Source organism: Roseovarius sp. PS-C2, from assembly GCF_018862045.1.
In the GTDB taxonomy this organism is placed as follows: Bacteria; Pseudomonadota; Alphaproteobacteria; order Rhodobacterales; family Rhodobacteraceae; genus Roseovarius.
In genome coordinates this window covers 1-13,214 of sequence record NZ_JAHKSQ010000020.1, presented here as the reverse complement: position 1 = coordinate 13,214, position 13,214 = coordinate 1, and the positions used below count along the sequence as shown (strand labels likewise).

At 58.2% G+C, this 13,214-nt stretch carries 11 protein-coding genes; all 11 read left to right on the top strand.

The features are described from left to right. Positions 1-776: 776 nt before the first annotated feature. The gene (locus tag KPG71_RS19250) at positions 777-1,694 is read left to right on the top strand and encodes a LysR family transcriptional regulator (protein WP_216340326.1); all 918 of its coding nucleotides are present in this window, start codon (positions 777-779) and stop codon (positions 1,692-1,694) included. 101 nt (positions 1,695-1,795) lie between these two features. Beyond that, entirely contained in the window at positions 1,796-3,376 is a 1,581-nt protein-coding gene (locus KPG71_RS19245) for an ABC transporter substrate-binding protein (protein WP_216340325.1), read from the top strand. 68 nt (positions 3,377-3,444) lie between these two features. Beyond that, the gene (locus tag KPG71_RS19240) at positions 3,445-4,413 is read left to right on the top strand and encodes an ABC transporter permease (RefSeq protein ID WP_216340323.1); all 969 of its coding nucleotides are present in this window, start codon (positions 3,445-3,447) and stop codon (positions 4,411-4,413) included. A 1-nt stretch (position 4,414) separates the two neighbouring features. Beyond that, positions 4,415-5,317, top strand: coding sequence for an ABC transporter permease (locus tag KPG71_RS19235; RefSeq protein WP_216340321.1), 903 nt, complete (start codon positions 4,415-4,417; stop codon positions 5,315-5,317). Further along, entirely contained in the window at positions 5,215-7,017 is a 1,803-nt protein-coding gene (locus KPG71_RS19230) for a dipeptide ABC transporter ATP-binding protein (protein WP_367397399.1), read from the top strand. Before KPG71_RS19235 ends, KPG71_RS19230 begins: the two co-directional genes overlap by 103 nt. Further along, the gene (locus KPG71_RS19225; RefSeq protein ID WP_216340319.1) at positions 7,014-7,868 is read left to right on the top strand and encodes an NAD(P)-dependent oxidoreductase; all 855 of its coding nucleotides are present in this window, start codon (positions 7,014-7,016) and stop codon (positions 7,866-7,868) included. Before KPG71_RS19230 ends, KPG71_RS19225 begins: the two co-directional genes overlap by 4 nt. Further along, complete coding sequence (locus KPG71_RS19220) at positions 7,861-9,369, top strand: aldehyde dehydrogenase family protein (protein ID WP_216340318.1); 1,509 nt, start codon at positions 7,861-7,863, stop codon at positions 9,367-9,369. The genes KPG71_RS19225 and KPG71_RS19220 overlap by 8 nt, the downstream gene beginning before the upstream one ends. A 39-nt stretch (positions 9,370-9,408) precedes the next feature. Then, positions 9,409-10,572: a M20 aminoacylase family protein gene (locus KPG71_RS19215; protein ID WP_367397398.1), complete on the top strand. Its 1,164-nt coding sequence runs from the start codon at positions 9,409-9,411 to the stop codon at positions 10,570-10,572. A gap of 22 nt (positions 10,573-10,594) precedes the next feature. Next, positions 10,595-11,317 carry a serine O-acetyltransferase gene (locus tag KPG71_RS19210; protein ID WP_216340316.1) on the top strand — a complete coding sequence of 241 codons (723 nt, stop codon included), beginning with the start codon at positions 10,595-10,597 and terminating at the stop codon, positions 11,315-11,317. Between the two features lie 4 nt (positions 11,318-11,321). After that, a complete protein-coding gene (locus KPG71_RS19205) occupies positions 11,322-12,203 on the top strand; it encodes a VOC family protein (RefSeq protein WP_216340313.1) in 882 nt (293 codons plus the stop codon). Between the two features lie 744 nt (positions 12,204-12,947). Next, positions 12,948-13,103 (top strand): hypothetical protein, encoded by a 156-nt coding sequence (locus KPG71_RS19200; protein WP_216340311.1) that lies wholly within the window; start codon positions 12,948-12,950, stop codon positions 13,101-13,103. The last annotated feature ends 111 nt before the right edge of the window (positions 13,104-13,214 follow it).

Genomic DNA, 13,214 nt, shown 5'->3' with positions numbered 1-13,214 from the left:
ACATCATCACTGCCAGTCGGATGATCTCCTGGCTGGTTTTGAAGTATTTGAACGGGTCGCGTTTTTCCATGGGGGCAGGGTAGAGGTCGGATCGGTCGGCCTCAAGTCAGGTTGCTCTGACACTGCCTGCCAAGCTACTCCGCACTCATTGTAGTTGCTCCTTATACCGATTCATAAGTCCTGACAGGAAAACCTAGGTTGAGGACAGTTAGGAGCCTTTGTGAGGCGATGAACTAACCTAACCGTGGCTCGAAATAGTGACGCTCTATTGTCAAGCATGGCTCCCATTTGCCGCGCACTGCACGAACGCCAATAATGCGGACGCGACATCGAATCGAAACCATGGGCGGCAAGGACAGCAAGGGGCCGATGTTGCTCAGGCAATGAGGGGCAGGGTTCTGACCTTTGCTGCAAGTGCGCAAGATTTGTGTCACAGTTCTTAAGGCGTTCATGCACCGCTTGTCCGATCATGATAGTGACGCTGCAGTATGCAGCAAGGTCAGCAATGCACAGATTGCCTACAGCGGCTTTCGCCGCGGCAGCGAAGCTTCGCACTTGTACGCTCTGCAACTCAGGCTTTTGATTGACTTTCACGGGGGTCGCGAACGCTTGTGTTATCGTGCATTGTTAACGTGAGTTTCGCTGGCTTCGTCCTACACCGATTTCAGCCAAAACTATGGCCGGGCCTCGTCACCGGGGGCTCAACCATTTAGACAAGGTAATAGTCGCAGGGCTGGCGCGTTGAAGATTGCCGATCGGCGGCGAGGAGGGGCTCATTGTTCAAGATCGATACAAACCAATCCGCTTCCTTTCTCGTGGCCTGCGAAGAAGGGTCGATCCGGTCTGCGTCAGAAAGGTTGGGAATCGAGCCTTCAACAATAAGCCGCCAGATCAAGGCTCTTGAAACATCTCTGGGTGTCGACTTGATTGAGCGGGGACGCAAAGGCGTGCGACCTACCGAGGCAGGACAGGTTCTTCAAACCTATCTCAAACAACAGCAAAGCGATCAGGAAGCACTGCTTTCGGAATTTGATGCGCTGAAGGGTATGCGGCGCGGCGAACTGGTGATTGCCGTGGGTGATGGTTTCATCAGTGATTTCGTCGGTAATGCCATAAAGTCCTATAATGTGGCTTTTCCCGGGTTCACCTATGATATTCTGAGTGGCTCGACCGAGCAAGTACTACATGCCGTCAGAACCGACCGGGCGCATTTGGGGCTGGCCTATAATGCCCGTTCTGAACGAGCAATCCGCACTGCCGCGCAGGTCAAGCAACCGCTGGATCTGTTGGTCAGCCCGGCGTCCGAGTGGGCGGATTTACCTGAACCTGTCACGATGGCTCAACTCGAAACCCTGCCCGCGGCGCTTTTGAAAACCGGCTTTGGCGTGGGCGACATGATTACGGTGGCCGAAAGCACACATGGGATCAGATTACGGGCGCTGGTGCGCTCCAACTCTCTTGCCGTGCTGCGAAATTTCGTACGCGAAGGATTAGGTGTTACGGTGCTTCCTTCTTTTGTCGTGACCCGCGAAATCGCGGATGGGACGATTGTCACCAAGCGGCTCGATATCCCCGAACTTCGTAAGGGTGAGGCTTCGGTTTTCACGCGGCAGGGTCGCCGCTTGCCTGAAGGCGCGATGCGCTTCGTCAATCACGTTTCCAGATCAATGGTCGCATTTCAGCACAGCCCATAACGTTGCGGCTGGCGCAACGATAATCTTCTTTTGCTGCAATTCCCGCAGGTCGATTGCGCACATACGCTGCAGAGAATTAAAACACTCAACAGGGTAAAAAAATGTCTAAAACTCGCTTTGTATCTCTGGCGGCGGCCTTGGCTGTCTCCACGGCTTTGATTGCGCCGGTTCAAGCGGAAACGCTTCGAGTGGCGTCTCAAGGCGATGCCACCAGTCTGGATCCTCACAGCCACAATGAAAGCTTCACCAACTACTTCCTGGCTAACGTCTATGAAGGGCTGGTGGCCCGCGACAAGGATTTCGTGATCTCCGGTCAATTGGCAGAAAGCTGGGAGCAGGTCGACCCGAAGACATGGCGTTTCAAGCTGCGCGAAGGTGTGACCTTTCACGACGGATCGGCCTTTGCCGCGGATGACGTGATTTTCAGCATGGATCGCGCTTTGTCTGAATCATCGAACTTCAAACATGTGCTGGCCTCGGTTGAAAGCTACAGTGCGGTCGATGACATGACAGTCGAGATCGTAACAAAGGCGCCCAACCCTATCCTTCTAAACGATCTGCTTGACCTGATGATCCTTGACAAGCAATGGGCCGAGGCGAATGGCGCGGTAGAGCCGATCAACCTTCAAGCCGAGGAAAAGGCGTACAGCGCAACCAACGCAAATGGCACCGGCCCCTACAGCGTGGTTTCCCGGGCGCAGGGCGAAAAAACGACGCTTGCAGCCTTCGATGACTATTGGGGCGACATGGGCAACGTGACCGAGGTTGTCTTTACCCCGATCAACAATGCCTCAACGCTGGTGTCGGCGCTTTTGTCGGGTGAAGTTGATCTGGTGATGCCGCTGCCGTTGCAGGATATTCCGCGGGTCGAGAACGGCGATGGCGTCAAGGTCGTCTCCAGTCCCGAAGCGCGCACCATGTACATCGGCATGGACCAGTGGCGCGATCAGATCATCGAAAGCCCGGTCGAGGGTAACCCGTTCCTCGATCTGCGTGTGCGCAAGGCCATTGCCCATGCGGTGGACGCTCAGGCGATCATCGACCGCGTGATGCAGGGCCAGGCAACGCTGGCCACGCAATACGTGATGGACAAGGTGAATGGCTTCAATCCCGATCTGACCCGGCTGGAATATGACGTCGAGACCGCCAAGGAACTGCTGGCCGAGGCCGGGTATCCCGATGGGTTCGAGGTGACGATGGATTGCTCGACAGACCGCTATGTCAATGACGGTCAAATCTGTCAGGCGACGGTCAGCCTTCTGGCCCGCGTCGGAATCAAGGTGAACCTGGTCGCGCAACCCAAGGCACAGTTCTTTCCCAAGGTCGTCGCCCCGGATTTCGGCACCTCCTTCTTTCTGCTCAGCTGGACGCCCTCGACGATGGACAGCCTGAACGTCTTCCAGAACGTGCTGGGCACACGTGATTTGGATAACGGAAGGGGCGCATGGAACATTTCCGGCTGTTCGGTGCCCGAGGCCGATGCCCTGGCCGCCGAAGCCGCCGTGACGATGGACGCCGCCGCACGCGAAAAGATGCTTCAGGAGGCGATGGCCCTGATGGTCGAAGATGTCTGCCTCGTGCCGTTGCATGTGCAGCAGCTGGTCTGGGGGGCGTCCGAGAATATCGAAGTGGTGCAGCATCCGACGTTCGAGTTTCCATTGGAATACTTCAACGTCAACTGATCCGCAAAAGTGTGGCCCGGTCTCCCTCGGGCCACGCACCCGCAATTTTCTGAAAACGGACACCTGACATGTATTTTCTGCTGGCCCGAGTGCTTCAGGCCACGATTGTCATGCTATGCGTCGCACTCGTCGGCTTCCTGGTATTTCAATTTGTGGGCGATCCTGTGCTTGCCCTTGTCGGACAGGAGACAACGGTCGAGGACCGCGAAGCGCTGCGCGAGAGTCTTGGCCTGAATGATCCCATCCTTCTGCAATACGTCCGCTATGTGATGAACGCTTTGCACGGCGATTTCGGCATTTCCTACAGCTTCAACCGCGACGTCAGCGAGATGATTGCGGACCGGCTTCCGGCAACAATCGAGCTGGTGTTGTTTTCCGGTGTGCTGTCCCTGATCCTTGCCATTCCTTTGGGCATCTATACCGGCATCCGGCGGAAAGGCGGCATCGCGCAGACGATAATGGCATTGTCGGTCATGGGCGTGTCGATCCCGTCTTTCCTGCTTGGCATCTTGCTGATCCTCGTATTCTCGGTCTGGCTGAATTGGTTGCCCTCGTTCGGACGTGGCGATGTGGCGACGGAGTTTGGACTGCGCTCGAGCCTCTTCACATGGGACGGGCTGAGCCATGCCCTGATGCCCGCTGCCGTGCTGTGCCTGTTCCAATTGGGCGTTATCCTGCGACTGATCCGCGCCGAGATGCTGGAGGTGCTGCGCACCGATTACATCCGCTTTGCCTGGGCGCGCGGACTGCCGGGGCAGCGGGTCTATTTCCGCCACGCTCTTAAAAATACGCTGGTGCCAGTGGTGACGGCGATTGGATTGCAACTCAGTTCGCTGTTCGCCTTTTCGATTATCACCGAGCGGGTTTTTCAATGGCCGGGCATGGGCTCGCTCTTGCTGCACGCTATCGGCCAGAGCGATATCCCTCTGCTGGCGGCCTACCTGATCTTCGTCGGGTTGGTGTTCACCCTCTCCAATCTCGTGGTCGACGCAATCTACGTGCTGATCGATCCGCGCATTCGCCACGGAGCGCATTGAGATGCTGGAACGAATTCGCTCTGACTTCTGGTACGAATTGCTGAACTCTCCGGTGACGCTGGCATCGGCCATTGTGATCGCACTGATGGTCATCGGCTGTAGCTTTGCCCCTGTGTTTGCGCCACATACCCCGTTTGACCCTGCAACAATCTCCATCTTGGACAACAATTTGCCCCCCGCTTGGGCTGATGGAGGCGATCCCCGCTTCCTGTTTGGCACCGACCTTCAGGGCCGCGACGTGCTGTCGGCGATGCTGTATGGTGGGCGGATTTCGCTCTTGGTCGGCATCGGCGCGGTTGCGTTGTCGGTGGTCATTGGAATGACTGTCGGCCTTCTGGCGGGCTATTTCGGGGGAATGACCGACACGGTGCTGATGCGCGTTGCCGAGATCCAGTTCGCCTTTCCACCGATCCTGATCGCGCTCCTGTTCAACGGTATCCTGAAGGCTTCGCTGCCTGCCGATGTTTTTGCTCAAGCGGCCGTTCCGATCATGATCCTGGCTATTGGGCTAGCCGGCTGGGTGCAGTTCGCCCGCATCGTGCGGGCTTCTGCGATGGTGCAGCGCAATCAGGACTACGTCACTGCCTGCCATGCCATCGGCCTGCCGACGGCGACGATCATCCTGCGCCACATCACACCAAACATCCTTGGGCCGGTGCTGGTGCTGGCGATGCTGCAAATTGCCGTGGCCATCGTGACGGAGGCCACACTGTCCTTCCTTGGTCTCGGCACGCCCCTGACCGAGCCATCGCTGGGCGCATTGATACAGATCGGCAGCCAATACCTGTTTTCTGGCATTTGGTGGGTCGTGATCTTTCCCGGCGTGATGCTGCTCGTGATGGTGGTTGCCTTCAATCTCGTCGCCGATTGGGTGCGCGACTATCTGAATCCGAGGCTGAGATGACCGATATCCTGTGCAAAACCAAAGATCTGAAAATCACCTTCCCGCACCGGCTGAGCGATTTCACGGCCGTGCATGGCTTTGATATGGAGGTTCGGCGGGGCGAGATCGTCGGCCTGATCGGTGAAAGCGGCGCGGGCAAATCGACCATCGGCAACGCTATCATGGGCCTCTTGTCACATCCGGGCAAGGTGTCCGGCGGTCGGATCGACCTGGAGGGGCAAAACCTGATCGACCTGACCGACGCGGCCATGGCGCGGCTGCGCGGACGGCGAATCGGGATGATTTTCCAGGACCCCATGACTTCGCTCAACCCCTTGATGACCGTGGGCGACCAACTGGCGGAGTCCATTGCGTTGCTTCAGGACCGGCCGATGGCGCAGGCCCGCAAGATGGCTGCCGACCGGCTGGATGCGGTTGGCATTCCCGACGCGGTCAACCGCATGGGCCAGTACCCGCATGAGTTTTCCGGCGGGATGCGGCAGCGGGTTGTCATCGCCCTCGCGATGGCTGGGGATCCTGATCTCCTGATCGCGGATGAGCCGACAACGGCACTTGATGTCTCGGTGCAAAAACAGGTTCTCGACTTGATCCGAAGCATATGTGTCGAGCGGTCGCTTGGGGTCATCCTTGTTACACATGATATGGGCGTCATCGCCGAAACCGCTGACCGGGTATACGTGATGCGACACGGCGAACTGGTGGAAACCGGTCCCACCGAGCAAGTCATCCACAAGCCTTCGCAGCAATACACTCGGGATCTGATTGCTTCGATCCCGAGCATCGAAAGCCGTGAAGAGAGATTTCGCAATCCGGTGAAACGAACCGGCGAAATCGACCAGTGGCTGTTGGAAGGTCACAAGCACGAAGGCACCGATGACTACGTCACCGCCAGCGCCTTGACCAAGAATTTTGCCACTCGGAAAACCTCCTTCTTGGGCCGCGCAGGTAGCTTTCGGGCCGTCGATATTCCCGGCCTCAGCATTGCGCGAGGCGAAGTCCTGGGGCTTGTCGGTGAAAGCGGGTCGGGCAAATCCACACTGGGCCGGATGATGATCGGGCTGGTGCAACCCAGTTCCGGCAACGTCCATTACAGCGATCATGGCCCTCTTGCCGAGGTGCGATCGCGCGCGGCCCGCAAGGCATTGCGGCGCGATGTTCAGGTGGTGTTCCAGGATCCGTATTCCTCGCTCAACAGCCGGATGCGCGTCGATCATATTTTGGCTGAACCAATCCGATTCCACGGCCTTGCCGACCGTGGGGAAATCCCCCGGTTGGTCGGCGCCTTGCTGGAGCGTGTCGGCCTTTCCCCGGATGCGGGGCGCAAGTTTCCGCACCAGTTTTCGGGCGGGCAACGCCAGCGCATTTGCATCGCTCGTGCGCTCTCGGTGCGACCACGGTTCCTACTGTGTGATGAACCGACGTCGGCGCTCGATGTGTCCATACAGGCCGAGATGCTGGCGTTGTTGATGGAACTGCGACGCTCGCTCGGTCTAACCATGCTGTTTGTCAGCCATGACCTGGCGGTGGTGCGACAGGTATCGGACCGGGTGGCGGTGATGAAGCAGGGCAAGATCGTTGAATGCCAAGACGCCGAACCCTTATTCGACGCGCCCCAGAACGACTATACCCGTATGCTGCTGGACACAGCGCCGCGCGCATCGGGGCACAAAGAAGCGATAAATTTGAGGAGTGCAACATGATTGGCGTGGTAGGATGCGGTGCGATGGGCGGGGCAATGATTGCGCGACTTGTCGAAAAAGGCCACGAAGTTCATTGCTTTGATGAAATGCCAGAGGCACGTGCGCGCGCCTCGGCCAATGGCGGCACGGTTTGCGAAAGCTTAAGCGAGCTGGCCCAGAAATGTGACCTGATCATCCTGTCGCTGCCAAAAGCCAAGGTCGTCGCCGATGTGATGGCTGATCTCGCGCCGCATGTTCAGGACGGCGCAATCATTTTGGATACATCCACATCGGAACCTGACACCACAAAGACACTTGCCGCCGGGGCCCAAGGGTACACTTTCATTGACGGGCCGGTTAGCGGCGGGCCGGGGGGCGCACGTGCAGGCACCATGACGATGGTCATGGGTGGGCCTGCCGATGCCATCGCGACGCTGCGCCCGGTGCTGGACGATTTGACGGCCAAAACCGTGCATGTCGGCCCGGTAGGGACGGGCCATGCCGCTAAGATCGCCAACAATCTGCTCTGTGCCGCGAACCTTGTTCTGGTCAGTGAAATGGCACGACTGGCCAACAGCAATGGCATTCCCCTGGAGAACCTGCTGCAAGGAGTCAACGCCGGGTCGGGCCGCAGTGCCGTCAGCGAAGTGAACTTCCCGAAATGGATCCTGAACGGAGCCTTCGATTCCGGCTTCACAATGGGGTTGATGCGTAAGGACGTGGGGCTTGCGATCAAACTGGCCGCGCAAGGCGGGCTTGATCTACCCGTAACCCGCTCTGTTGCCGCAATCTGGGAAGCCAGTCGCGATGAGCTGGCCGATAGCGCCGATTTCAACGAGATTTTCAACTTTGGAACCACCGAACATGTCTGAACGTAAAACCCTTTTGCTTTCTCTGATGCAAGACCTCGGTCTTGGCCAAACGGTCCAGAGCCTTGTTGGCGGCCAATTGCGCGATGGTGCCGGCGATGCCGTGGTGCTTGAAGATCCCTATGCCTTGATCGAACTGACCCGCTATGCCGATTGTGGCGCAGCTCTGGCCGCCGAGGCCTGCGATGCGGCGGCAGACGCGCAAAAGGAATGGGCCGCCGAGTATTCCGCGGCCCGTCGCGGCGACATCATGCAGGATGTCGCACGCGCGGTTCTGGACCATCACGAACCATTGGCCAGGCTTGAGGCGCTGGTGGCCGGCAAACCGATCCGCGATTGCCGGGTCGAGGTGTCCAAGGTCGCAGAAATGTTCCGCTATTACGCGGGATGGGCCGACAAGCTACACGGAGAGGTGATCCCGGTGCCCAGCGGGCACCTGAACTACACCTTACGCGAGCCATTGGGTGTGGTGTTCCAGATCACCCCATGGAACGCACCGATCTTCACTGCTGGCTGGCAGATCGCCCCAGCCATCGCAACCGGCAACGGCGTGGTCATCAAGCCTAGCGAGTTGACCCCGCTGACCACGGTTGCGCTTGTTAAGATCGCTGAAAGCGCCGGGCTTCCCAAGGGCTTGGTGAATGTACTTTGCGGGCTCGGGCCAACTACCGCCCAGGCCGCTATCGAACATGACGCGGTGCGCAAGGTGATCTTTGTCGGCTCGCCGGAAACCGGCCGTCGCGTCGCCGTATCGGCAGCGCAGGCGCTGAAACCGGCAGTGCTTGAGCTTGGCGGTAAATCGGCCAATATCGTGTTCGGCGATGCCAACTTGAAACATGCGGCCCTTGGGGCGCAGGCGGCAATCTTTTCGGGCGCCGGGCAAAGCTGTGTGGCCGGCTCGCGCCTTCTGGTGCATCAATCCGTCCATGCCAAACTGACCGACATGATCGCGACCGGGATGAACGCGATAAACCTTGGGGATCCGCTGGACGAGGCCACCGAGATCGGCCCGATAAGCAATGGTCGCCAGTTTGCCCATGTCAGCGGCATGATCAGTGACGCGCGCGACGCGGGCGCCAAGGTTCGCAGCCGCGAAACCACGCCGGCTTCGGGGTACTTCGTGCCACCGACGGTGCTTTCGGGGCTTGGCAACCGATCAGCTGCCGCGCAGAATGAGATATTCGGCCCAGTGGTTACTGCAATTCCCTTTGCGGATGAGGATGACGCGATTTCCATCGCCAATGATACTCTTTTCGGGCTGGCCGGGGCGGTCTGGACCTCGGATGTTGGCTGTGCGCACCGGGTTGCGGCGGCCGTCCGGGCGGGCACATTCTGGATCAACAGCTACAAGGCCATCCATGTATCCTCGCCCTTTGGCGGTTCGCTCAATTCCGGATTTGGCCGGTCCAGTGGCAGTGATGCCCTGATGGAGTACACCAGCCCGAAATCGGTCTGGCTCGACAGTGGCAAAACCCCGAAAATCGCCTTTGGATATGTCTCTTGAGTCGGTCTTGACGGGGCCCGTACCGAAAAGGAAAGATGGATGATGCTCGACGATAGCTTTTTCGCAGACTCTCACCCGAAATGGATCGAGTGGCGCCGCGATCTGCACATGCACCCGGAACTGGCCTATCAGGAATACAGGACATCCGAACGTGTCGCCGAAAGGCTGGCGCAGATGGGGGTCACGGTGCATCGCGGTTATGGAGGCACCGGTGTCGTCGGTGTGCTGAAAAACGGCGACGGCCCCAACATCGGCTTGCGGGCCGATATGGATGCCCTGCCCATAACCGAAGAAACCCAAGCCCCCTACAGGTCCGCCACCGAGGGCGTCATGCACGCCTGCGGGCATGATGGACACACGACCATGTTGCTGGCAGCGGCGGAATACCTGGCCCTGACCAAACGGTTTTACGGCACCGTCACCTTCATCTTCCAACCTGCCGAGGAATGCGAAGCCGGCGCGCGCCGAATGATCGAAGACGGGCTATTCGCCGATCACCCAGTCGATGAAGTCTATGCGCTGCACAACTGGCCCGGGCTGGCACCGGGCGAATTTTCCGTGCGGCCCGGCGCACAGATGGCGGGTTTCGATACGTTCGACATTGTCGTCACTGGCCGGGGTGGTCATGCCGCGATGCCCCATGAATGCAGCGATAGCATCTTGGCCGCCGGGCAATTGGTCGGGGCGCTGCAATCCATCGTATCCCGAACCGTCGATCCACAGTCCCCGGCCGTGTTGAGCGTGACGCAGATTCACGCAGGCGATGCCTATAATGTCCTGCCCGAAACCGTTCGTCTGGCGGGCTGCACACGGTTTTTCGACAAGGCCGTAAAGCAGGCGTTGGAACGCCGCATCGGCGAAATCTGCGCAGGCGTCGCAGCCCAGCACGGTATGGAGATCACCCTCGATTACAAAGCGGTTTATCCGCCAACCCTTAATCATGCGGCAAGTCAGGAAAAGGCCGTGAAGGCGGCCACCCTGATTGCCGGGGGCGGCGCCGTGCATGGCGATCATAACCCCTCGATGGCATCCGAGGATTTCGCCTTCATACTGGAACAGGTTCCGGGTGCTTACCTTTGGCTTGGCAATGGCGCGGTGTCTGATTTCGGTGCGCTGCATTCGCCGCATTACGATTTCAACGATTCGATCTTGCCGATCGGAGCGCGCTTTTTCGCGGCTCTGGTCGAAGCGGCAAACCGTTGACACCTTGCGGCGAGGCCAAACGATGACACTTGTTGCCGAGACCGAAGCGCTTTTGCACGACAACCCCGAAACAGCCGCGATGCTGGGGGTCGAGGTCCGTCGGTTCACCGATTTTGCCGATCTCGCGGCGGTCCTTCTGGCGGCTTTTGCGGGGGTGCGGGCGGATGTGGTCCGGCGCGTCTATACCGAAAATCCCGATCTTGTGGCGTTCAGCCTTCAAGATATCGCGGAAACCGCACGCCGGAATTTTGAACCGGGTGGCGCTGCGGCCTCGCTTCTTTTCGCGCGTGGCGTTCATGCCGTAATCGCACACCGTGTCGCCCATCAACTCTGGCAAGATGGCGATCCGACGCTGGCTCTGGCCGTCAGTTCGACCTTTGGCCGCGCGTTTTCCACCGATATTCACCCGGCTGCCCAAATCGGGCCGGGGTTCTGGCTTGATCACGGCGTGGGGTTCGTCGCCGGTGAAACCTGTGTTATCGGTCAGGATGTCTCGATCTGGCACGATGTCACCTTGGGCAGCACCCTGTCGGAAAGCGGCCCAAAGCGACATCCGACGGTACAAGACGGTGCCGTGATCGGGGCCGGTGCCGTCGTGCTCGGCAATATCACCGTTGGGGCAGGGGCCAATGTGGCGGCAGGTGCCATCGTGGTGACCGACGTCGCGCCGCGAACCGTGGTCGTCGGCGTAAAAGCCCGGCCCGTCGGTGCCGCGCAGGTATCGTTTCGACAGCCAAGGGAATGATCTGATGACCGCTGCCTTCGGGATAGACCATCCATTGATCGCCGTGCGCGATATAACGGCTTTGCGCGACCGGTTGATCTCGATCGGGTTCAAGATGACGCCTGTCGGCCAACATCCATGGGGTACAAGCACAAGCCTTGCGATGTTCCGGGGGTGTTTGCTGGAAATCATGGGTATCTACGATGATTGCCTGATAGACGAAAAGCCAGCTGGCGATTTCCACTTCGGTCGGCACGTACACGATCACCTCGAAAAGCGCGAAGGTATTGCGCTGACGGCGCTGCACAGTACCGATTCCGTCCGTGATGCGGCCTACGCGGAACGGGTCGGGTTTCGGGTCAGCGGTCATCTGGAATTCGGGCGTGATGTAACCCTGCCAGATGGTAACAAGGCCCGCACGAAAACAACGCTGGCCTTGCTGCCGGATGCGGCTTTTCCGCGGCTGTCGTTTTTCTTGTGTCAACAGCACCGTCCGGAGCTGATCTACGTGCCCGCCTGGCTCGAACATCCAAATACTGTCCATGGCTACGCGGGGGTATCCATAATGGCGCGGGACAAGGATATGGGCGCGATGACCGGCAAGTTCTCTCGTCTCTACGGCGCCCCGCAGTCATGCGATGATGGCATTGCCTTTGAGACCGCCAATGGCAAATTGAGGGTACTGACGCGTACCGCAATCGAAGCACGCAATGGGCCTATACCGGCATCCGTTTCGGCTGAGGACGACTCCTGTATAGTTGTACTGGATCTTGTCTACTCAAACGGCGAAAAGCTGGAGAAATGTTTGCGAAACTCCGGGGCGGAATATGCCAGGCACGGGCGCGAGTTTCGGCTCCTTGACCCGACGCAATTCGGGAACACTTTCCTGAACTTTGTTCCTGGCTGAAATGGCTTGTTCCAAGCTTCAGCGACACGGGAGGTTTCTCCGTAAGAACACGATTGGCGGTGTCAGACGAATTCGAACCCGTCTCAGCTAGGGCAGGGACGCTGCCCCTTATGTCATGCAAAGACCGTACCACTCGGCGAGAGCGGCGGAGCGGTTCAGTTGGTGCTGTCAGACAGATTCTAACCGGTCTCAGTTAGGGCAGAGTAGGTACTGATAATTCCGCACAAAGACCGCGCCGGCGCTAACCGAATTGGAACTCAGGGTTTTGTTCTGAGAACGAGAAGTGTGCTGGTTAGGCAAAGGTCAGATTTTGCTCCCGTAGCCAAAATATCCAATGTAAAACAAAGATTTACGCGCCGAACTTCTGGCGTTGCCCGCACTACGTAAATGCACGGTGCTACATTGGTGCTACGATTCAGGTGCGAAAACCAATCGCTATCCTAAGGGCGCGGAATAAACTGCACGTGCCTATCGACTTCACGTCACCGAGCAGTGCCGCTACGTTCTCGACATAGCCCATTTGTATTTGGATGACAGTGAACACCACAGCTTAGGATTTTCTCTAGCTGCATTTGTCATGTGTGACGCTGATCCAACCGAAGATATAGGTTTGATCTTTCGGCGCCGTGGTTTCGATCCAAATACATTTAAGTTTAATTCCTCGGCCAAGATGAAGGATAACATTAGCCTCCAGAAAGCGCAGAGTGATTTAAAACCTACATCGGCAGGCGGTGCAAAATAGCTGTGTGTGTCGGTGCCGACTACGTGCAGCATGTATTCGACGTGCTGACCGATGCGAGCGAAGAGTTCGGTCTGGGCCATGGCGGCTATTTCGCGATCAACTCATTACGTATGGAGAAAGGTTGTCGTCACTGGGGCCACGATGTTGATTTCTGCTGAGAAGTGACCCGGTATTTTCACCGAGAACTGACCCACCCTTGTTTATGTCTCAGCGGTCATGTTGTGGTCAATGCAGGCGTCTCCTTTCTCTTTTTCTTTGCGGCCTCTGAG